The sequence below is a fragment of the Pseudonocardia abyssalis genome, assembly GCF_019263705.2.
In the GTDB taxonomy this organism is placed as follows: domain Bacteria; phylum Actinomycetota; class Actinomycetes; order Mycobacteriales; family Pseudonocardiaceae; genus Pseudonocardia; species Pseudonocardia abyssalis.
In genome coordinates this window covers 1,710,693-1,729,943 of the sequence record NZ_JADQDK010000001.1, presented here as the reverse complement: position 1 = coordinate 1,729,943, position 19,251 = coordinate 1,710,693, and the positions used below count along the sequence as shown (strand labels likewise).

22 protein-coding genes are annotated in these 19,251 nt (G+C 74.7%); 11 read left to right on the top strand and 11 right to left on the bottom strand.

Features of this window, described 5'->3' with window-relative positions:
- Positions 1-795 carry a sugar phosphate nucleotidyltransferase gene (locus I4I81_RS08295; protein WP_218604772.1) on the bottom strand — a complete coding sequence of 265 codons (795 nt, stop codon included), beginning with the start codon at positions 793-795 and terminating at the stop codon, positions 1-3.
- A 262-nt stretch (positions 796-1,057) separates the two neighbouring features.
- On the opposite strand from I4I81_RS08295, the gene I4I81_RS08290 reads away from it, so the two are divergent.
- From I4I81_RS08290 to I4I81_RS08280, 3 genes are read left to right on the top strand one after another with little or no spacing between them, the layout of a single operon-like run.
- Complete coding sequence (locus I4I81_RS08290) at positions 1,058-2,080, top strand: AAA family ATPase (protein WP_226363825.1); 1,023 nt, start codon at positions 1,058-1,060, stop codon at positions 2,078-2,080.
- 59 nt (positions 2,081-2,139) lie between these two features.
- The gene (locus I4I81_RS08285; protein ID WP_218604775.1) at positions 2,140-3,021 is read left to right on the top strand and encodes a DUF58 domain-containing protein; all 882 of its coding nucleotides are present in this window, start codon (positions 2,140-2,142) and stop codon (positions 3,019-3,021) included.
- Complete coding sequence (locus I4I81_RS08280) at positions 3,022-4,023, top strand: VWA domain-containing protein (protein ID WP_218615934.1); 1,002 nt, start codon at positions 3,022-3,024, stop codon at positions 4,021-4,023.
- Between the two features lie 85 nt (positions 4,024-4,108).
- On the opposite strand, the gene I4I81_RS08275 is transcribed toward I4I81_RS08280, so the two are convergent.
- Positions 4,109-4,732, bottom strand: a complete 624-nt coding sequence (locus I4I81_RS08275) for a winged helix-turn-helix transcriptional regulator (RefSeq protein ID WP_226363824.1) — start codon at positions 4,730-4,732, stop codon at positions 4,109-4,111.
- A gap of 64 nt (positions 4,733-4,796) precedes the next feature.
- Between I4I81_RS08275 and I4I81_RS08270 the strand changes: the two genes are divergently transcribed.
- From I4I81_RS08270 to fabI, 3 genes are read left to right on the top strand one after another with little or no spacing between them, the layout of a single operon-like run.
- Complete coding sequence (locus I4I81_RS08270; protein WP_226363823.1) at positions 4,797-5,654, top strand: alpha/beta fold hydrolase; 858 nt, start codon at positions 4,797-4,799, stop codon at positions 5,652-5,654.
- A 10-nt stretch (positions 5,655-5,664) separates the two neighbouring features.
- A complete protein-coding gene (gene fabG, locus I4I81_RS08265) occupies positions 5,665-6,375 on the top strand; it encodes a 3-oxoacyl-ACP reductase FabG (protein ID WP_218604218.1) in 711 nt (236 codons plus the stop codon).
- A gap of 10 nt (positions 6,376-6,385) precedes the next feature.
- Positions 6,386-7,153, top strand: a complete 768-nt coding sequence (gene fabI, locus I4I81_RS08260; protein ID WP_218604217.1) for an enoyl-ACP reductase FabI — start codon at positions 6,386-6,388, stop codon at positions 7,151-7,153.
- Here fabI and I4I81_RS08255 read toward each other — a convergent pair.
- A complete protein-coding gene (locus tag I4I81_RS08255; RefSeq protein ID WP_226363822.1) occupies positions 7,150-7,557 on the bottom strand; it encodes an MmcQ/YjbR family DNA-binding protein in 408 nt (135 codons plus the stop codon). The two genes, fabI and I4I81_RS08255, sit on opposite strands and share 4 nt — an antisense overlap.
- Positions 7,558-7,596: 39 nt before the next feature.
- On the opposite strand from I4I81_RS08255, the gene I4I81_RS08250 reads away from it, so the two are divergent.
- The gene (locus tag I4I81_RS08250; RefSeq protein WP_218604216.1) at positions 7,597-8,619 is read left to right on the top strand and encodes a ferrochelatase; all 1,023 of its coding nucleotides are present in this window, start codon (positions 7,597-7,599) and stop codon (positions 8,617-8,619) included.
- A 118-nt stretch (positions 8,620-8,737) separates the two neighbouring features.
- Here the strand turns inward: I4I81_RS08250 and I4I81_RS08245 are convergent, their stop codons facing one another.
- Positions 8,738-9,343 carry an SRPBCC family protein gene (locus I4I81_RS08245; RefSeq protein WP_218604215.1) on the bottom strand — a complete coding sequence of 202 codons (606 nt, stop codon included), beginning with the start codon at positions 9,341-9,343 and terminating at the stop codon, positions 8,738-8,740.
- On the bottom strand, positions 9,340-9,678 hold the full coding sequence (locus I4I81_RS08240; protein WP_218604214.1) for an ArsR/SmtB family transcription factor: 339 nt from the start codon (positions 9,676-9,678) through the stop codon (positions 9,340-9,342). Before I4I81_RS08240 ends, I4I81_RS08245 begins: the two co-directional genes overlap by 4 nt.
- 103 nt (positions 9,679-9,781) lie before the next feature.
- Between I4I81_RS08240 and I4I81_RS08235 the strand changes: the two genes are divergently transcribed.
- A complete protein-coding gene (locus tag I4I81_RS08235; protein ID WP_218604213.1) occupies positions 9,782-11,710 on the top strand; it encodes a SpoIIE family protein phosphatase in 1,929 nt (642 codons plus the stop codon).
- On the opposite strand, the gene I4I81_RS08230 is transcribed toward I4I81_RS08235, so the two are convergent.
- Positions 11,697-12,647 (bottom strand): AraC family transcriptional regulator, encoded by a 951-nt coding sequence (locus tag I4I81_RS08230; protein ID WP_218604212.1) that lies wholly within the window; start codon positions 12,645-12,647, stop codon positions 11,697-11,699. The genes I4I81_RS08235 and I4I81_RS08230 overlap by 14 nt on opposite strands.
- Before the next feature lie 131 nt (positions 12,648-12,778).
- Between I4I81_RS08230 and I4I81_RS08225 the strand changes: the two genes are divergently transcribed.
- Positions 12,779-13,624 (top strand): NAD(P)H-binding protein, encoded by an 846-nt coding sequence (locus I4I81_RS08225; protein WP_218604211.1) that lies wholly within the window; start codon positions 12,779-12,781, stop codon positions 13,622-13,624.
- On the top strand, positions 13,621-14,049 hold the full coding sequence (locus I4I81_RS08220) for an anthrone oxygenase family protein (RefSeq protein WP_218604210.1): 429 nt from the start codon (positions 13,621-13,623) through the stop codon (positions 14,047-14,049). Before I4I81_RS08225 ends, I4I81_RS08220 begins: the two co-directional genes overlap by 4 nt.
- A 5-nt stretch (positions 14,050-14,054) precedes the next feature.
- On the opposite strand, the gene tsaA is transcribed toward I4I81_RS08220, so the two are convergent.
- Positions 14,055-14,474 (bottom strand): tRNA (N6-threonylcarbamoyladenosine(37)-N6)-methyltransferase TrmO, encoded by a 420-nt coding sequence (tsaA, locus tag I4I81_RS08215; RefSeq protein ID WP_226363821.1) that lies wholly within the window; start codon positions 14,472-14,474, stop codon positions 14,055-14,057.
- A 4-nt stretch (positions 14,475-14,478) separates the two neighbouring features.
- Positions 14,479-15,603, bottom strand: a complete 1,125-nt coding sequence (locus I4I81_RS08210) for a tyrosine-type recombinase/integrase (RefSeq protein WP_226363820.1) — start codon at positions 15,601-15,603, stop codon at positions 14,479-14,481.
- Positions 15,604-15,704: 101 nt separating this feature from the next.
- Here I4I81_RS08210 and I4I81_RS08205 point away from each other — a divergent pair, with 101 nt between their 5' ends.
- The gene (locus tag I4I81_RS08205) at positions 15,705-16,763 is read left to right on the top strand and encodes a coiled-coil domain-containing protein (RefSeq protein ID WP_218605056.1); all 1,059 of its coding nucleotides are present in this window, start codon (positions 15,705-15,707) and stop codon (positions 16,761-16,763) included.
- 223 nt (positions 16,764-16,986) lie between these two features.
- Here the strand turns inward: I4I81_RS08205 and I4I81_RS08200 are convergent, their stop codons facing one another.
- Genes I4I81_RS08200 through I4I81_RS08190 form a run of 3 tightly spaced genes read right to left on the bottom strand, consistent with a single transcriptional unit; the run spans position 16,987 to position 19,200 of the window.
- Entirely contained in the window at positions 16,987-17,766 is a 780-nt protein-coding gene (locus I4I81_RS08200) for a GyrI-like domain-containing protein (RefSeq protein ID WP_218605057.1), read from the bottom strand.
- A gap of 1 nt (position 17,767) precedes the next feature.
- Entirely contained in the window at positions 17,768-18,508 is a 741-nt protein-coding gene (locus I4I81_RS08195) for a sigma factor-like helix-turn-helix DNA-binding protein (protein WP_218605058.1), read from the bottom strand.
- Positions 18,505-19,200 carry a DUF899 domain-containing protein gene (locus I4I81_RS08190; protein WP_218605059.1) on the bottom strand — a complete coding sequence of 232 codons (696 nt, stop codon included), beginning with the start codon at positions 19,198-19,200 and terminating at the stop codon, positions 18,505-18,507. The genes I4I81_RS08195 and I4I81_RS08190 overlap by 4 nt, the downstream gene beginning before the upstream one ends.
- Between the last annotated feature and the right edge of the window lie 51 nt (positions 19,201-19,251).

The following is a 19,251-nucleotide window of genomic DNA, read 5'->3' as shown; positions in this document are numbered from 1 at the left end:
TCAGACCTGGACCGGGACGCGCGGCGCGTGCTCCCAGAGCATCCACGGCCGGTGACCGGACTGGTAGGACCGCTCCAGGGCGTTGCGCTCCTTCGCCGTGTCCGCCGACTGCCAGAAGCCGCGGTGGCGGTGGGCCGTCATCCGTCCCTCCCGGGCCAGCGGCGTGCACGCGTCGGCGATCAGGTCGCCGCCCTCGGGCAGGTAGTCGAAGATCTCCGGCCGCAGGACGAAGTAGCCGCCGTTCTCCCACAGCGGCATCTCCTGCAGCGGGCTGATGGCGGTGATCCGGTCGTCCTCGCCGATGCCGACGCAGTGGAACGCGGGCTGCGGGGGCACCGCGAGCAGCCTGCCGACCGCGTCGGAGGCGGCGAAGTCGTCGACCATCGCGTCGAGGTCGAGGTCGGTGAGGACGTCGGCGTAGTTGGCCAGGAACATCTCCTCGCCGTCGACGTGCTCGCGGACCCGGCGCAGGCGCTCGCCGATGGGCGAGTCGAGACCCGTGTGGGCGAAGGTGATCGTCCAGTCCTTGATGTCGGACCCGAGCAGCTCGACCTTGCCGCCGTGCATGACGAAGTCGTTGGACGCCGTCTCGGAGTAGTTCAGGAAGTAGTCCTTGATGTGGTCGGCGCCGTAGCCCATGCAGAGTACGAAGTCGGTGTGGCCGAAGTGCGCGTAGTACCGCATGACGTGCCAGATCAGGGGACGCGGGCCGACGCGGTGCATCGGCTTGGGCAGGTCCGACACCCCGTCGCGCATCCGCATGCCGTAACCACCGCAGAACAGGACGACCTTCACGTCGGAACCTCCCGTTGTGTCCGTGTTGCCGTGTCTCCTCCAACGAGGGACACCCATCCAGGTGACGCACCGCGTTCTTCCGGCTACCCGCTGCGCCGCGCTCGGCCCCTGCTCCGGCGTCGCGGCGCAGCCGGCGCCCAGGACCGGCCGGCCGGCCGGGACCACGCTGCGCCGGGGGCCATCGGCTCAGCGTCCTGCACCTGTCGCGATCTCGTGGGAGGGGTTCACCGGCTTCTCACCGGGCCCGGTGTTGGATGGTCGGGTGACCGCCCCGGATCCCGCTCCCACCAGCCCCGCCCACGAGGGCGAGCGCCTCGAGCGCGTCGTCCTGGAGATCAAGCGGGTGATCGTCGGACAGGACCGGCTCGTCGAGCGGATGCTCGTCGGCCTGCTCGCCAAGGGGCACCTGCTGCTCGAGGGCGTGCCCGGCGTCGCGAAGACCCTGGCCGTCGAGACCGTCGCGAAGGTCGTCGGGGGGTCGTTCTCCCGCCTGCAGTTCACCCCCGACCTGGTCCCCGCCGACATCCTCGGCACCCGGATCTACCGGCAGGGGCGCGAGGAGTTCGACGTCGAGCTGGGCCCGGTCGTCGCCAACTTCGTGCTCGCCGACGAGATCAACCGCGCGCCCGCGAAGGTGCAGTCGGCGATGCTCGAGGTGATGGCCGAGCGGCACCTGTCGATCGGCGGGAAGACCTTCCCGATGCCGGACCCGTTCCTCGTGCTCGCCACGCAGAACCCGATCGAGAACGAGGGCGTCTACCCGCTGCCCGAGGCGCAGCGCGACCGCTTCCTGTTCAAGCTGATCGTCGAGTACCCGGGGGTCGAGGAGGAGCGCGAGATCGTCTACCGGATGGGTGCCGAGCCCCCGGTGGCGCAGCAGATCATCGACCCGGCCGAGCTGGTGCGCCTGCAGAAGGTCGCCACCACGGTGTTCGTGCACCACGCGCTCGTCGACTACGTCGTGCGGCTCGTCGTCGCCACCCGCACGCCCGCCGAGCACGGCCTGTCCGACATCGCGGGCTGGGTCTCCTACGGCGCCTCCCCGCGCGCCACGCTGGGCATCGTCGCGGCGTCGCGGGCGCTGGCGCTGCTGCGCGGGCGCGACTACGTGCTCCCGCAGGACGTCCTCGACGTCGCCCCCGACGTGCTGCGGCACCGCCTCGTCCTGTCCTACGACGCGGTCGCCGACCAGGTGCCGATGGACCACATCATCTCCCGGGTGCTCGCCACCGTGCCGCTGCCGCAGGTCAGCGCCCGGCCGGCGCAGCAGTACACCCCCGCGTGAGCTCTCCCGCCGCCGCGCGCCGCACGCCCACCGCCCCGCCCTCGTTCCGCGACGGGCGGATGGAGGCGTCGCTGCGGCAGCTGGAGCTCTCCGTGCGCGGCCGGCTCGACGGGCTGCTGCAGGGCAACCACCTCGGACTCGTGCCGGGGCCGGGCAGCGAGCCGGGGGAGGCGCGCGGCTACCAGCCCGGCGACGACGTCCGCCGCATGGACTGGGCCGTCACGGCCCGCACCACGCAGCCGCACGTGCGCGAGACCGTCGCCGACCGCGAGCTGGAGACCTGGGTCGTGCTCGACCTGTCACCCAGCCTCGACTTCGGCACCGCGTCGTGCGAGAAGCGCGACCTGGCGATCGCCGCGCTCGCCGCCGTCACCCACCTGACGCGCGGCGGCGGTAACCGGATCGGCGTCCTCGCCGCGACCGGGGAGTCGACGGTCCGCGTCCCGGCCCGCGGCGGTCTCGCACACGCTCGCGGTCTGCTGCGGAGGATCGCGGAGATCCCGCGCACCCCGGAGGGCACGCGCGGGGACCTGGCCGCGGCGATCGAGCAGTTGCGCCGCCCGCCGCGGCGACGCGGGCTGGCCGTCGTCATCTCCGACTTCCTCGGCGAGCCCACGTGGGAGCGCCCGCTGCGCGCGCTGTCCACCCGCCACGACCTGCTCGCGGTCGAGGTGCTCGACCCCCGCGAGCTGGAACTGCCCGACGTCGGCACCGTCGTGCTGGCCGACCCGGAGACCGGGCGTCAGCGCGAGGTCACCACCACCCCGCTGCTGTGCCGGGAGTTCGCCGCCGCGGCCGCCGCGCACCGCGACACGGTGGCCGCAACCCTGCGCCGCTGCGGCGCCGCGCACCTGACGCTGCGCACCGACTCCGACTGGATCGCCGACGTCGTGCGGTTCACGCTCGCGCGCAAGCGCGCCTGGTCGGGCGGGGGGCGGTAGATGTCCACCCTGTTCTCCGCGCCGTGGTGGCTGCTGCTGCTCGTCGTCGTCGCCCTGCTGGCCGCCGGATACGTGGTGCTGCTGAGCCGGCGCCGCCGTGACGTCGTGCGGTTCACGAACCTGGAGCTGCTCGACCGCGTCGCCCCGAAGCGTCCCGGCTGGCACCGGCACCTCCCGGCGGTCGCCCTCATCACGTCGCTGGCGGTGCTGACGATCGCACTGGCCGGGCCGCAGGCCGAGGCGCGGGTGCCACGCAACCGCGCCACGGTGGTGCTGGTGATCGACGTGTCGCTGTCGATGCAGGCCACCGACGTCGAGCCCAGCCGCCTCGCCGCCGCCCAGTCGGCGGCGAAGGACTTCGCCGACCAGCTGACGCCCGGGGTCAACCTCGGGCTGGTCGCGTTCGCGGGCACCGCCGCGGTCCTGGTGTCGCCGACCGTCGAGCGCGACCCGGTGAAGCGGGCGATCGACGGCCTGCGCCTCTCGGAGTCGACCGCCACCGGCGAGGCGATCTTCGCGGCGCTGCAGTCGGTCGAGACGTTCTCCCAGGCCATCGCCGGGACGGGCGAGGAGGGACCGCCGCCGGCCCGGATCGTCCTGATGAGCGACGGCAAGCAGACCGTTCCCGACTCCGCCGGTGGGGCGCCGGAGGAGGAGCCGCGGGGCTCGTTCACCGCAGCCCGGGCCGCGGCCGATGCGGGCATCCCGGTCTCCGGCATCTCCTTCGGCACCCGCTACGGCACGATCGAGCTGGAGCCGGGGGAGTCGACGCCGGTCGCGGTCGACGACGCCTCGATGCGCACGATCGCGGAGCTCTCCGGAGGGCAGTTCTTCACCGCGGCGAGCGAGGCCGAGCTGCGGCAGGTGTACTCCGAGCTGGGCGAGCAGATCGGCTACGAGGTGCGGCGCGTCGACACGAGCCGGCCGTGGCTCGCGGGCGGGGTGCTGCTGCTGGTGGTGGGGGTCGGGGCCGGTCTGGCCCTGGGCCGCCGCCTGCCCTGAGCCCGCCCTGCCCCGCCGCCGCCCCGGCCCCGCCCCGAATGGCAGTAAAGCCACTTTGCCGCCGTGAGATCACGGCAAGGTGGCTTTACGGCAACCCGGGGCGGGAGGCCGAGGCCACCAACCGCCGCACCGCCTCGGCGTCGCCGGTGACGGTCAGCGCCCCCGCCGCCACCGCCCGGTCGAACGCCTCCGGCCCGTCGGTCAGGCCGTCGAGGTCGTCGCCGGTGACCACCGCGTCCGGGGCCTGCGCGGGCGTGCCGCGCGAGAGCTCGCGCAGCTCCCCGTCGACGACGACCACGCGGTAGACCTCGCGCCCCGCGCGCACCTCCACCAGGGCGTCCCAGCCCGGGGTGCGGGAGAAGAAGGTGCGCAGGCCCAGCAGGACCGAGTCGGTGCTGACCGAGCCCGCGCGCGGCACGGGGGACGCCATGCCCCAGGCCGCGAGCGCGCGGAACACCGGTTCGAGCCCGGCCCCCCACGCGGTGAGCGCGTACCCGGGGCCGCGGTGCTCCAGCACGCCCGCCTCCACGAGGTCCCGGAGGCGTTGCGAGAGCACGCTCGGCCCGATCCCCGGCAGCGCGGCGGCGAGGTCGCTGTAGCGGCGCGGGCCCAGCCGCAGCTCGCGCACGACGAGCAGGGACCAGCGGTCGCCGACGGCGTCGAGGGCGTGGGCGACGGGGCAGGCCTGGCCGTAGGAACGCACGGTCACGTCCTCCTGATACGAAATTCGTAGTGGCTGCTACGTTAATCGTAGTCCACGGAGGGAGACGGACGTGCCGATCACCGAGACCCGGGTCGCGACCGCGGGGGCCGAGCTGTGCGTGCAGACGTTCGGGTCGCCGGAGGACCCCGCGGTACTGCTCATCGCCGGCGCGGCGTCGTCGATGGACTGGTGGGAGGACGCGTTCTGCGCGCGGCTGGCCGAGGGGGGCCGGTACGTCGTGCGCTACGACCACCGCGACACCGGCACGTCGACGTCGTGGCCCGCGGGGGAGCCGGGGTACACCGGGGCCGACCTCACCGCCGACGCACTCGGCGTGCTCGACGGGCTGGGTGTCGCCGCGGCGCACGTCGTCGGCATCTCGATGGGCGGAGGCATCGGCCAGGAACTGGCGTTGGAGCACGCCGGGCGGGTCGCCACCCTGACGCTGCTCTCGACCAGCCCGATCGGGTCCGTCCGGGCCACGCTCCCCCCGATGCGGGAGGACGTCGCGCGCTCCTTCGCCGAGCCGCAGCCCGACCCGGACTGGTCCGACGCCGAGGCGGCCGTCACGGCCTTCGTCGACGGCGAGCGGCTGTTCCACGGCACCCTCCCCTTCGACGAGGGGCACGTCCGGGAGCTCGCGGCGCGGGTCGTCGCCCGTTCCACCGACATCGCCGCGACGATGACGAACCACTGGATCCTGGACCAGGGCGACCCGCGCACGACGGGGATCGGGGCGATCACCGTCCCCACCCTGGTGCTGCACGGCACCGAGGACCCGCTGTTCCCGATCGGGCACGGCGAGGCGATCGCCGCGGAGATCCCCGGCGCCCGACTGGTCCCGCTGCCGGGGGTCGGGCACCAGATGCCGCCGACGTCGGTGTGGGACGTCGTGATCACCGAGATCCTGGCGCACACGTCCCGTTAGGGTGGCGCCCGTGGGAAGAACAGTGTTGGTGACCGGAGGAAACCGCGGGATCGGGCTGGCGATCGCCCAGGCGTTCGCCGCGCAGGGGGACCAGGTGGCGGTGACGCACCGCAGTCCGGTCGACGGTCTGCCGGAGGGGCTGTTCCCCGTGCAGTGCGACGTGACCGACGCCGCCGCGGTCGACGCCGCGTTCAGCGCCGTCGAGGAGAGGTTCGGGCCGGTGGAGGTGTTGGTGTCCAACGCCGGCATCACCGACGACGGCCTGCTCATGCGGATGAGCGAGGACTCCTTCACGAAGGTCGTCGACGCCAACCTCACCGCCGCCTACCGCGTCGCCAAGCGCGCGACACGCGCCATGCTGAAGGCCCGCGCCGGGCGGATGATCTTCGTCTCCAGCGTCGTCGGTCTGACGGGGTCGGCCGGGCAGGTGAACTACGCGGCGTCGAAGTCCGGGCTGGTCGGGCTGGCCCGCTCGGTGGCCCGCGAGCTCGGTTCGCGCGGGATCACCGCCAACGTCGTGGCGCCCGGGTTCGTCGACACCGACATGACCCGCGCCCTGCCCGACGCCCGCCGCACCGAGATCCTCGGCCAGGTGCCGCTGGGCCGGTACGCGAGCGTCGAGGAGGTGGCGTCCGTCGTCACCTGGCTGGGGTCCGAGGGCGCCGGATATGTGACGGGCGCCGTCATCCCGGTCGACGGCGGACTCGGAATGGGGCATTAACCTGACCGGCATGGGTCTTCTCGAGGGCAAGAAGCTGCTCGTCACCGGCGTGATCACCGACGCCTCGCTCGCGTTCCACACCGCCAAGGTGGCGCAGGAGCAGGGGGCCGAGGTGGTGCTCACCGGGTACGGCCGGATGCGGCTCGTCGAGCGCATCGCGCAGCGCCTCCCGAAGCCGGCGCCGGTCGTCGAGCTCGACGTCAGCGACCAGGAGCAGCTCGACTCGCTGGTCGACCGCCTCGCCGAGCACACCGACCGCCTCGACGGCGTGCTGCACTCGATCGGCTTCGCACCGGCGTCCTGCCTGGGCGAAGGCGCGTTCCTCAAGGCCCCGTGGGAGGACGTCGCCACGACGATCCAGGTGAGCGCGTTCTCCTTCAAGTCCCTCGCCGTCGCCGCGCTGCCGCTGATGGGCCCGGGCGGCTCGATCGTCGGCATGGACTTCGACAACCGCCAGGCCTGGCCCGCGTACGACTGGATGGGCGTGGCGAAGTCGACGCTGGAGTCGGTCACCCGCTACCTCGCGCGCGACCTCGGCCCGCAGGGCATCCGCGTCAACCTCGTCGCCGCGGGCCCGGTCAAGACGATGGCGGCCAAGTCGATCCCCGGCTTCGCCGCGTTCGAGGACGCCTGGGACGGGCGCGCGCCGCTCGGCTGGGACGTCGGCGACCCGGTGCCGGTCGCGAAGACGGTCTGCGCCGTGCTGTCCGACTGGCTGCCCGTCACGACCGGCTCGATGGTGATGGCCGACGGCGGGTTCCACGCGATCGGGGTCTAGAGCTCCCTGCTCGCCAGCCACGCGGCGGCGCGGCGGTTCGACGCCTGCGCCAGCCACGCGTCCTGCACGACCTCGGCGAGCTCGGCCCGGTCGAGCTCGCCGATCCGGGCGCCGCGCACCAGGACCGACGGGTGCCCGTCGAAGTGCGGGGTGGTGAAGAACGGCGTGCCCGGGTCCCGGACGAGCGCCTGCTTGTCGTCGTCGGAGGGGACCCAGAACACGATGACGTCGGCGTACCGCTCACCGGTGGCGGGGTCAACGGCGTCCGGGCGCGGGGTGCGGAAGAACACGAACGACTTCCCGCCCACCTGGTAGACGCGGTTGCCGCCGCCCCCGGTGACCACGGTGACGTGCGGCATCGCCTCGGCGAGGTCGTGGACGTCCTGCACACGCGCGGGGGGCACGGCAGGCAGTCTCCACCCGCCGGTGGGAGGATCACCAGGGTGAACGATGACTTCCAGGCCCTGCTCGTCCTGTCCTTCGGCGGGCCCGAGGGCCCGGACGAGGTCCGACCGTTCCTGGAGAACGTCACGCGCGGGCGGGGCATCCCGCCGGAGCGGCTCGACGCCGTGCAGGAGCACTACCAGCACTTCGGGGGCGTCTCGCCGATCAACGCCCGCAACCGCGAGCTGATCGAGGCCGTCCGCGCACGCACCGACCTGCCGGTCTACTTCGGCAACCGCAACTGGCACCCGATGGTCGAGGACACCGTCGCCGAGATGGCCCGCGACGGGATCACCCGCGCACTGGTGTTCGCCACCAGCGCCTACGGCGGCTACTCCGCGTGCCGGCAGTACCACGAGGACATCGCGCGGGCCCGCAAGGCGGTGGGGGAGAACGCGCCGGAGCTGGTGAAGCTGCGGCACTTCTTCGACCATCCCGCGTTCGTCGCCGCCAACGCCGACGCCGTGCGCGCCGCCGGTCTGCCCGACGGCGCCCGGCTGGTGTTCACCGCGCACTCCGTGCCCGACTCGGCCGACGCGTCCGCCGGGCCGCCCGGGGAGGGCGGCCACCGCTACTCGAAGCAGGTCACCGAGGCGGCGCGGCTCGTGGCCGCCGACCTGGGCGTCACCGACCACGACGTCGTGTGGCAGTCCCGCTCCGGCCCGCCCCGGATCCCGTGGCTCGGCCCGGACATCGTCGACCACATCGATGCCCTGCACGCCGAGGGTGTCCCGGCCGTCACGATCGCGCCGGTGGGTTTCGTGTCCGACCACGTCGAGGTGATCTGGGACCTCGACACCGAGGCCCGCGAGCGCGCCGAGGAGCTGGGTATGGGGTTCGCCCGCGCGGCCACGGCGGGGCCCGACCCGAGGTTCGCCGACATGGTCGTCGAGCTGATGGACGAGCACCGCCACGACCGGACGCCCCGCGGCCTCGGCGACGTGCCGCGCGCCGGGTGCGGCGTCAACGGCGCGCTGTGCGCGGTCGCGTGCTGCGAACCGCCGCGGCGCCCGGCGCGCTGACACACCCGCCCAGCCGCGCAGCTCGCGCACGTCCCGCTTGCCGGCGCAGCTCGCGCACGTACCGGCCGTCCGCGCACGTCCGGACGCGCGCGGACGGCCGGACGGTGCGCGAACCCGCTCAGCCGGCCGGCGCGTAGAACGCGATCGACCGGTCGGCCGCCTCCCGCTGGGCGCGCTCGTCGAGCCCGCCCGCGACGGCCGCCGCGCACCACGCATCGCCCGACTCCGTGATGAACCGCCTGCCCTCCTCCGACGCGCCGAACGCGGCCTCGTCGATCCGGGCGGACGGGTCGTCGAGGTGCCGGGCCAGGCCGAGCAGCCCCAGGTCCCAGCCGATCCCGGTGGCGCCGGGGCCGTACCGGTCCCAGAAGTCCTCCGGGACGTCCCCGACGTGCTCGAGCTCGAGACGCGTGTGGTCGGCGTCGAGGGCGGTGAGCGTGACCGTGACCCGGCTGACGCCGCCGGCGAACTCCCAGGTCACGAGGAACCGGTGCGGAGCCTCGCACTCCTCGACCGTGCCCGCGGCGTTGCCCTCCAGCTGGTAGCGGCCGCCGACCCTCAGGTCGCCCGTCACCGGCAGGAACCAGCGGGCGATCCGCTCGGCGGTGGTGCAGGCCTCCCACAGGTCGTCGATGTCGGTCGGGTAGGTCCGGGCGATCGTCGCGCTGCGTACCTGCGCGCCGTCGACGGTGCGGGTGCCGATGCTGCGGGACACGTCGGTCACGGGTCGGTCCTCTCTCGGGTCCGACGCCCGCGGGCCACCTCGGTGGCCAGGGCGTCGAGGGGCGGGGTCCAGAAGCGGCGGAAGTGGTCGAGCCAGGCGTCGACCTCGCGCAGCGGCGCGTCGCGCACGGCGTAGATCCGCCGGGTGCCCTCGGGGCGGACGGTCGCGAACCCGTTGTCGCGCAACACCCTCAGGTGCTGGGAGACCGCGGGCTGGGAGACCCCGAACTCCGCGCGGATCGTCGCCGTGACGGCCCCGGAGCTCTGCTCGCCGTCCGCGAGCAGCTCCAGGATCCGCCGGCGGACCGGGTCGCCGAGGACGTCGAACGCGTGCACGGCCCGATTTTAACGCTACAGACTTATATAAGCCACAGGTTGATAGAAGAGGAGGCTGACCGGATCGGTACCCTCCCGTCACCCCGAAGCGAGGAGCAGGCCGATGCCGGACCGCGCCGCCGTGCCCTCCCCGGATCCCGCCGTGCTCGCCCGCGCCCTGGAGGAGCTGCCGCACGGCGTCCTCGTCCACCGGGGCCCCGAGCACCTCGTCGTCGGGGCCAACCGGGCCGCGCGCACGTTCCTCGGCGACCGTCCGGGGATCCTCGGCCGGCCGCTGGCCGAGGTGTTCCCGGAGATCGCCGGCCAGAACCTGATGGGTCGCTTCGACCACGTCTTCGCCACCGGCGAGCCGTTCACCGCGCGCGAGTGGCGCATCGAGGTCACGGGCGACGGCGACGACCGGTACGTCGATCTCGACGCCGTGGCGCTGCACGACCCGCCGGGGGAGGCGACGGGGGTGGTGGTGCAGTTCCGCGACGTCACCGCGACCGTCCGGCACCGCCGCTCGCTGGAGGCCGACACCGCCGAGCTGCGCGAGCGCTACGAGGCCGCGCAGGACGTCGTCCTCACGCTGCAGCGCAGCCTGCTGCCCGACGGCCTCCCGGTTCTGCCCGGTATGCGGATCGCCGCGCACTACCTCGTGGCCGGGGCCGAGCAGGCCGCCGGCGGCGACTGGTTCGAGGCGGTTGCGCTGGACGGCACCGCGGCGATCATGGTGGGCGACGTCGTCGGGCACGGGTCGGCCGCCGCCGCGGTGATGGCCCAGCTCCGCGCCGTCCTCGTGGAGTTCCTGCTCGACGGTGACGGCCTCGACACCGTCCTCGCCCGACTCGACGCCTTCGCCGGGCGGGTACCCGGGGCGCGGGGGGCGACCGTCTGCATCGTGCTGGTCCGGCCCGACGGCGAGGTCCGCTACGTGTGCGCAGGTCACCCGCCGCCGCTGGTCGTGTCGATCGACGGGGCCGCGCGCTACCTGTCCGCACCCGGCGGCGGTCCGCTCGGCGTCGCGGGGCCCGCAGCGACGGTCGGCACAGCCGCCCTCGCCGCGGGCGACCTCGTCCTGTGCTACTCCGACGGCCTGGTCGAGCGGCCGTCGCAGGACCTCACCGTCGGGTTGACCGAACTCGCGGAGGTGGCGTCGGCGGCGATGCGGCGCGGCCCGTCGTCGACGATGTCGGCGGACGCCACCGACCGCGTCGCGGAGCTGACGGTCGAGCGGATGACCCGCCACGGCTACCACGACGACGTGACCGTGCTGGCCCTGCGGCTCACCGGGCACGCCGTCCCCGACCTCGTGACGGAGATCCCGGCCGAGCCCGGGCGGCTCTCGGCGCTGCGCCGGGGCCTGGAGACGTGGCTCGCCGACCTGGGCGTCGGGGACGCCGACGTCGCGTCGATCGAGATCGCCGTGCTGGAGGCCGCGACCAACAGCGTCGAGCACGCGTACCCCGACGGCGGCGGCACCGTGCGGGTCGAGGGGCGGCTCGACGGCCAGGGCCGGGTCTGCATGACCATCACCGACCACGGCACCTGGCGGCCCGCGCCCGCCGATCCCGGCCACCGCGGCCGCGGACTGATGATGATGCGCGGGTGCATGGACACCGTCGAGATCGACGACTCGGTCGAGGGCACCGTGCTGCTGCTCGACCGCCGGGTGCGGCGCGAGCCGGTCGTCAGCCCGGCCACGGTCGTCGAGACCAGCGCGACGCCACGGCCGTCGACGATGAGCGTGACGCGCACGGTCGCGCCGGAGCCGCGGATCGCGCTCGGCGGCCCGATCGACCTCGGCACGGCCGATGACCTGCGGCGGGAGCTGTGGTCGGCGAGCCGGGGAGGGGCGCTGCCACTGGTCGTCGAGCTGGGGGCGGTCACGCACCTGGGCAGCGCCGGCATCCAGGTGCTCTACGACTTCGTCGAGGACATGACGGCCGACGGCCGGGCGCTGCGGTTCGTCGTGCCGCCGGGCTCGCCCGCCCGGCACGCGATCGTGCTGAGCGACCTCGACCGGATCGTGCCCGTCAGCGAGAGCTGAGTGCTCCCCGGCGCACCGCGCCGGGGGTCGTGCCCATGACCCGGGTGAAGGCCCGGCTGAACGCGGCCTCCGATCGGTAGCCGAGCCCGCCCGCGACCTCCGCGACGCCCCCGCCGCCGCGGAGGCGGTCGAGGGCGAGGTGCATCCGCCGGCGCGTGAGGTAGGCGAGCGCGGGTTCGCCGACCATCTCGGTGAAGCGGGCGGCGAACGCCGAGCGTGACATCGGGACCTCCGCGGCGAGCGAGGCGACCGTCCACGCGCGGGCCGGGTCCCGGTGGATCAGGGTGATCGCGCGGCCGATCCGGGGGTCGGCGAGCGCGCCGAGCCAGCCGGTGCGGGCGGCCGGGTCGGTCTCCAGCCAGGACCGGACGACCTGGATCACCAGCACGTCGGCCAGGCGCGTGAGGACGGCCTCGCCGCCCGGGCGCAGCTCCTCGGCCTCGGCCGCGACGAGCCGCAGCGTGGCCTGCATCCACTCCGTACGCGGGGACGCCCCGACGTGCAGCAGCGGTGGCAACAGCTCGATGAGATCACGGGCGCCGGGCGTGTCGACCTGCACCGCGGCGCAGATCAGCGTCGTCGGTTCGCCGCCGGAGCCGTGGCGCAGCAACGAGTACCGGTCGTTGGCGAACGTCTGCGGCAGGTCCATCACCGACGGCGCGATCGTGCCGGGTCCGCTGCGCATCCGGTGACCGTCGCCGTGCGGCACGAGTGCGACGTCGCCCGCGCGGAGCTGCACCGGCTCGGCGTCGTCGGCCTCCAGCCGGCAGGCGCCCGCGGTGACGACGTGCAGCCACAGGTGGCCGGGCATCGCAGGCACCGTGAGCCCCCACGGCGCCGTCAGCTCGGAGCGGCAGTAGAAGGTGCCGGCGAGCCTCAGGTGGTGCAGTGCCTCGCCGAGGGCGTCGGGCGGCGCGACGGACCAGGGGGTCTCCACGGGCCCAGTCTGGCATCCCGGACGTCCGCCCGGTCGAGACGATCGAGCAAGGAACGGCGACGGACGGGTATGGAACGTCCGATCCGGCGGCCCCAACCTGGACGCACAGCAACCGGCGAGAGGAACTGACGATGATCACCGTGATGGGTGCGAGCGGCCGTGTCGGCCGGCAGGTGGCGGCGGCGCTGGACGGTGAGGAGGTGCGGGTGGTCGGCCGCTCGGCCGAGCGGCTGGCCGTTCTCCCCGGTGCCGTCCCGTTCGTCGGTGACGCGGGCGACCCGGCGTTCCTGACCGAGGCGTTCCGCGGCGCCGCCGCCGTGTTCACCATGCTCCCGGTCGACTCCGGCGAGCCCGACCACCGCGCCGCGCAGGAGGCCAAGGCCACCGCGATCGCCACCGCCGTCCGCGACGCGGGGGTGCCGTACGTCGTCGCGCTGAGCAGCCTCGGAGCCGAGCTGCCCACCGGCACCGGGTTCATCGAGGGTCTGCACGTCCACGAGCAGCGCCTCGCCGCGACCGGCGCGCAGGTGCTCGCGCTGCGGCCCGGCTGGTTCCTGGAGAACGCCGCCGACGCCGTCGGGCCGGTGGAGGTGCTCGGCTGCGTCGCGGACTCGCTCGACCCGGACCTCCCGCTGCCGATGGTCGCCACCCGCGACGTCGCCGCGGCCGCGGCCCGTGCGCTGCGCACGCGCTACCGGAGCGGTGTCGTGGAGCTGCTCGGGCCGCGTGACCTCACCCAGACCGAGGTCGCGGCGGTGCTCGGGAAGGCACTGGACCGCCCCGATCTGCCCTACGTGCGGCTCCCGGACGACGAGATGGTGGCCGCGCTGGTCGGCGCCGGGTTCTCGCCCGCCGCCGCGGCCCGGCACATCGGGATGACGGGGGCGCTCAACTCCGGGCGGATCTCCGCGGTGCGGACCGCGGAGAACACGACACCGACGGGCATCGAGGACCTGGTGGGGGAGTGGGTGGCGTGACCGTTCTGCGGATCGTGGCCGGGGTGGGGTGCGGGCTCGTCACCGGTCTGCTGCTCGCCTTCTCCGCGGGGGTGATGACGGCGCTGGGCCGGCTGCCCGGCGGCGACGGGGCGGCGGCGATGCGCGCGATCAACTCCGCGGTGCTCAACCCGCTGTTCCTCGGGGTGTTCCTCGGGACCGGGGTGCTCTGCGCGGCGCTGGTCGTCGCGGTGGTGGTGACGGGCGGGCCGGCGCACGTGGCTGTCGCCGGGGTCGTGTACCTGGTCGGCGTGATCGGGGTGACGGCCGTGGTGAACGTCCCGCTGAACGACGCGCTCGCGGCAGGCGGCGTGGACTGGCCGGGCTACCTCGCGCGGTGGACGGCGTGGAACCACGTGCGCACCGTCGCCGCGACGGTGGCGCTCGTCGCCCTGCTCGTGCCGTGAGCGGATCAGTGGTCGCCGGGGAGGTCGAGCACCGCCTTGACGTCGATCACCGGGGTGCCGTCGAGGGCCTCCAGGTCGGCCACGCCGATGCGGGTGCCGTCGATTGAGCGGATCCGGACTCGGTGCAGCCCGACGGGGTTCGGCCGGTCCGGGGAGCGCGTGGAGAACACCCCGGTGGGCGGGCGCGCGGGGTCGTCGCGGGGGCGGGTGAGGAGCACGCCGCGGTCGGCGCGGTCGAGCCAGGTCAGGACGATGGCGTCGGCTCCGACGACGAGGTCGCGGGCGGCCTCGGCGACGTCGTCGTCGAGCACGACGACGGCGTCCGGCGACCCCTCGTGCCCCTGCCTGGGCGCGGCGGCCCGGTCGGTGAGCGGGGACTCGACCCGCCCGATCGGCCGCAGTACGAAGCGCTCGGGAGGTTCCACGGCGTCAGGGTAGGGCGGTCGCGGCCGCCACGATGTCGGCGGCGCTGCTGTCGCGGGTGCGCAGGCCGCGGTCGTAGTGCTGGGTGGTGGCGATCGAGGCGTGCCCGACGTCGGCCTGCACGTGCTGGATCGGTGCGCCGTTCTCCAGCGCGATCGTGACGTAGGCGTGGCGCAGGGCGTGCGGGTGGACGCGGTCGGCGACGCCGTCGAGCTCGGGGCCGGCCCGCTCGGCGATGCGGCGCAGCTGGGCGCCGAGGTCGACGCGCGAGCAGCGCCCTCCGGTGCGGGTGGCGATCATCGGGGTGCCGCCACCGCGGGTGCGGCCCCGGGGTGCGGGCAGGGCGTCGCCGGTGACGCGGTCGCGTTCGGCCAGGTAGGCGGCGAGCGCGGCGCGGACCGGGGCGGGAAGGTAGACCTCGCGGTGCAGCCCGCCCTTGCCGCGCACGCGGAGCACCTCGTCCCCGCCGGTGCGGTAGAGGTCGCCGCGGTCGAGCCCGACGAGCTCGGAGATCCGCAGCCCGAGCGTGAGCAGGGCGACGAACGCGACCGCGCGCCGGGACTGCAGCGTGTTGCGGTGCAGGGTCGACGCGCTCGCCAGCAGGGCCCGGACCTGCGCGGCGGTGAGCCGGACGGTCGGTGAGGCGTCGCGGGAGCCGGTGGACAGGCCGAGCCGGGAGCGGTTGACGGCGGCGGGGTTGGCCGCGATCACCCCGGTCTCGGCGAGGTGCGCGCAGAACGCGGAGACGGTGGAGAGCATCCGCTGCCGGGTGCGGCGCTGTGCCCCGGCGGCGTCGAGGGCGTGCAGCCAGGCCTTCACGTCGCCGGTGGTGGCCGCGCGGGGGTCGAGGCCGCGACGCGCGCACCAGCGGAACCAGGCGAGGTCGTGCAGGGGGCCGGGCCCGGCGGGCGGCGGGCGGCGGCGCTTCGTGGTCAGGGGAGCGGCGGGGTCGACCCACGCGACGGGCAGGCCGAGGGCATAGGCGTAGGTGCGGCGGGTGCCGGGGTTGGCGTACTGGCTGAGCCAGTCGAGCAGCTGGGACCGCAGTGCGTCGGGGTCGGCGACTCCCGGCCAGTCGCTCGTGGGGGTGCGGTCCACGGATTCGAGGACGGCCAGGGCGTCGGAACTCACGGCGCCCACCATACTCCCTGCGAAACATCCGTTTCGCTGGTTGTTAGTTCGGTTCTCGCAACTGGTTTCCGGCTAGTGAGTTCGTTAGATACGATCATCGGATGATCGACGAGGCCACACGCTGCGGATACAGCCGCTGCCGCGCGGAACTGCCCGCCCCCGGACCGCAGGGCGGGCGCCGCCGCTCGTTCTGCCGCGACACCCGCTGGGAGTCGGCCGGTGATCGTGGAGGCCGCACGTGCGCACAGATGGCCCGCGCCGAGCGCGAGGCGCTCGGGGCACTCGGCCTCGACTCGGGGGGCACCGCCTTCGGTCTCGACGCAGACCGGTTGCGCGAGCACGTCGACGCCGTCCGCGGGCCGGTCGGTGAGCTGGGGGCCGCGCTCGACGCCGTGCTCCGGCGGCTCGACGAGGTGCAGCGCGACGCCGTCGACGCCGTCGGGTCCGCGAACGCCCGCGTCGCCGACGCGGAGCGGCTGCGGGTGGCGGCGGAGGAGGCGCGCGACGAGGCCGTCGCCCGGGCGCGGCGGGCCGCCGAGTCGGCGGAGCGGGCGGGGAAGGAACGGGCGGAGGCGACCGAGCGGGCCGGATCGGCCGCCCGGCAGGCGCTGGAGGCCACCGAGGCGCTCGGTGCGGCCCGGGAGACCGCGGAGCGCGCGGTCTCCGACCGGACCGCGGCCGAGGAGCGCGCCGAGCGGGACCGGGCGCAGCGCGAGGTGGCGGAGGCCCGGGCCGAGCGGTCGGCGGCGGAGGCGGACGCGGCACGGGCCCGCGCGGCGGAGTGGCAGGCGCTCGGGGAGTCCGCCCGCACCGAGCGTGACGCCGCGCGTCGCGAGCAGCGCCGCGCCGAGGCCACGGCGGAGGCGGCCCGCGCCGACCTCGGTCGCGCCATCGACGCGACGGCGGCCGCGGTCGCGGCGCAGGGCCGCGCGGAGCGGCAGTCCGTGGACGCGGGCGGGATGGCGGCCCAGGACCGGGCGGCCCGCGAACGCGTCGAGCGGGAGCTGCTCACGGCGGTCGAGCGGGCGGAGGGGGAGCGGGCGCTGCGGGAGCGGGCCGACGCGGAGCTCGACCGGCTCCGGGCCGAGCTCGCCGACACCCGATCCCGCCACACGGCGGAGCTCCGTGACCTCCTCACGGCTCCCCGCGACACCCCATGACCGCCGATGTCGGCCCGCCGTCCGGAGAGGTCGACCGGGCTGCTCGCTCGACCGGCAGGGCCTGGGACCACCGCCGGGATCAGCGTCCCGGGACGGGCTGCGCGCCGGAACCCGCCCCGGTTCCATGACGCTGATCCTGCCGGGCCCGCCGCAGGCTGCGTCTGCCCCCGGTGCACTCCGCGGCCGTGCCCCGGTGCCGCCCGTGGCCCTGCCCCGGTGGCGGTCAGTCGGCCAGGCGGAAGGCCAGTTCGGACTCCCACCGGTCCAGGTCGGGCTGTTCGCGGGGGTCGGTGAGGAAGTGCTCCGTGCGGGCCGCCCAGTGCTCGGCGCCGTCGGTGACCGTCATGTCCCACGCGTGGCCGTCGCGCTCCGCCCAGCGCAGGAGCCGGTCGGTCACCTCGAGCAGGCCGTCGGGGTGACCGCGGTGCAGCACCACGGCGTAGCGGCCGACCGGGAGCGAACCCGCTTCGATCTCGCCGTCGGCGAGGCCGAGGTCACCGGACGGGACGCACGCGTCCACCTCCATCGACCCGGAGCCGTCGAGCACGCGGTAGCGCAGGAAGGGGGCACCCGCGACCGCCCCGCCGCCGGCCAGCAGGTGCCCGATGATCGCGGGGATGCGGTCGGCGACGACGTTCATCGTGGTGGGGGTGCAGGTGCGGCGGATCCCCAGGTAGGGGCGCTCGGGGAGTTCGACGATGCGGGGTTCCATGATTCTCCGGAGGTGGTCGGGCCGCCGGGACACGGCGACCAGGACGGTGGGGTCGGAACCCCGGTTGTGCAGGGTGCGCAGGCCGAGGTGGTCGAGGCACACGACCGCGCCGGTCGGGAAACTCCGGACGCCGCCGCCCCGGCACTCCAGGTCGAGCCGGCCGTGCTCCACGACGACGAGCTCGTCGTGCCACTCGTCGCTGTCGTAGGGGCGGGAACCGCCCGGGTCGACGACGACGGTGCGCCGCCGGAACGCCGCGGGCAGCGGGCCGCTCAGGAAGGGCAGGTCCACGTCAGAGCCGCTCGGGCAGGCCGAGGGAGGCGAAGACCCCGCGCCCGAACGTGGTGACCTCGGTGACGAGACCGTCCTCGATCCGCAGGACGTCGAGCGCGCACGCCTCGAAGTGCGGCCCGGGCACGACCCGGACGTCGTCGAGGAGCACCATCTCGCGCGCGGGCCGCAGGTAGCAGGCCAGTGCGACCTGCCGGTTGACCTCCACCGGCAGGCACCGCCACTCGCCCCACGCCTGCGGGCCCACCAGCACCGGCGTCCACGCGGCCACGATCGCAGCGCGGCCCTCGGTGACCAGGGGCATCGGCGGCATCGTCTGCCGCGCGTGCTCGGCGAGCAGGGCGGCCAGCGCGTCGACGTCGGGGTCCTCGTTCTTCGCGATGTACCGCTTGAGCAGGGCCCGCTCGTCCTCGGTGGGGGCGGTCCACTCCGCGCGGCGCTCGGGCAGGTGCTCCCGCATCGTGGCGCGCGCCCGCTGCAGCGCGCTGTTGGCCGCGGCGACGGAGACCTCGAGGACCTGCGCGGCCTCCGCCGCCCGCCAGCCCAGCACGTCGCGCAGCAGCAGGACCGCCCGCTGCCGCGGGGGCAGGTGCTGGACCGCGGCGAGGTACGCCAGCTCGATCGTCTCCCGCGCCACCGCGACGACGTCGGGCCCGTCGTCGGGGTCGGGGACCTGCAGCTCCCGGCGGTGGCGTTCGACGAGCGTGGTGAAGCGCTGCTCGTCGTCCGTCGCCGCGGTCATGGTGCGGTCGGTGACGGCCCGTACAGAGCGGCGACGTCGGGCGAGTCGAGCCAGCGGCTGTAGGCCTGCTCCTGCGGCCAGCCGTCGGGGGAGTCCTGCCAGACCTCCTGGCGGCCGTAGGGCAGCAGGTCGATCAGCGGGAAGGTGTGGCTGAGCTGCTCGGTGCCCCGGCCGTCGGTGTGCCAGGTGCGGAAGACCCGGTCGCCGTCGCGGAGGAGGACGTTGACGGCGAAACCGCCGCCAGCCGGCGCCCCGACGTCGGCCCCGAACGGGCTGTTCGCCGTCGAGTACCAGGTCATCGCGTTGCCGACCCGCCGCCGGTAGGCCAGCGCCTCGTCGATCGGGCCCTGGGTGACGACGACGAACCGCGCGTCGTAGTTGCGCAGGACGTCCAGGCGCGTGAACTGGGCGGTGAACCCGGTGCACCCCCCGCACTGCCACTCCTCGCCGGGGGACCACATGTGGTGGTAGACGATCAGCTGGCTCGCCCCGTCGAAGACCTCGGCCAGGGGGATCGGCCCGTCCTCGCCGTCGAGCGTGTAGTCGGGCAGCTCGACCATCGGTAGGTGGCGGCGCTGTGCGGCGATCGCGTCGAGCTCACGGGTCGCGGCCTTCTCCCGGGCGCGCAGCGCGTCGAGCTCGCGCTGCCAGGTCTCGGCGTCGACGACGGGGGGCAGGGCGTGGGTGCTCATACGGGTAGGACGGCCGGGGCACCCGGAACTCATCGGCGCGCGGGCCGAACG

Coding starts and splice junctions, on each gene's coding strand:
- I4I81_RS08285 (WP_218604775.1), top strand. CDS start 2,140: ATGGAGGCGTCGCTGCGGCAGCTGGAGCTCTCCGTGCGCGGCCGGCTC.
- I4I81_RS08280 (WP_218615934.1), top strand. CDS start 3,022: ATGTCCACCCTGTTCTCCGCGCCGTGGTGGCTGCTGCTGCTCGTCGTC.
- fabI (WP_218604217.1), top strand. CDS start 6,386: ATGGGTCTTCTCGAGGGCAAGAAGCTGCTCGTCACCGGCGTGATCACC.
- I4I81_RS08235 (WP_218604213.1), top strand. CDS start 9,782: ATGCCGGACCGCGCCGCCGTGCCCTCCCCGGATCCCGCCGTGCTCGCC.
- I4I81_RS08225 (WP_218604211.1), top strand. CDS start 12,779: ATGATCACCGTGATGGGTGCGAGCGGCCGTGTCGGCCGGCAGGTGGCG.
- I4I81_RS08205 (WP_218605056.1), top strand. CDS start 15,705: ATGATCGACGAGGCCACACGCTGCGGATACAGCCGCTGCCGCGCGGAA.
- I4I81_RS08195 (WP_218605058.1), bottom strand. CDS start 18,508: ATGACCGCGGCGACGGACGACGAGCAGCGCTTCACCACGCTCGTCGAA.
- I4I81_RS08190 (WP_218605059.1), bottom strand. CDS start 19,200: ATGAGCACCCACGCCCTGCCCCCCGTCGTCGACGCCGAGACCTGGCAG.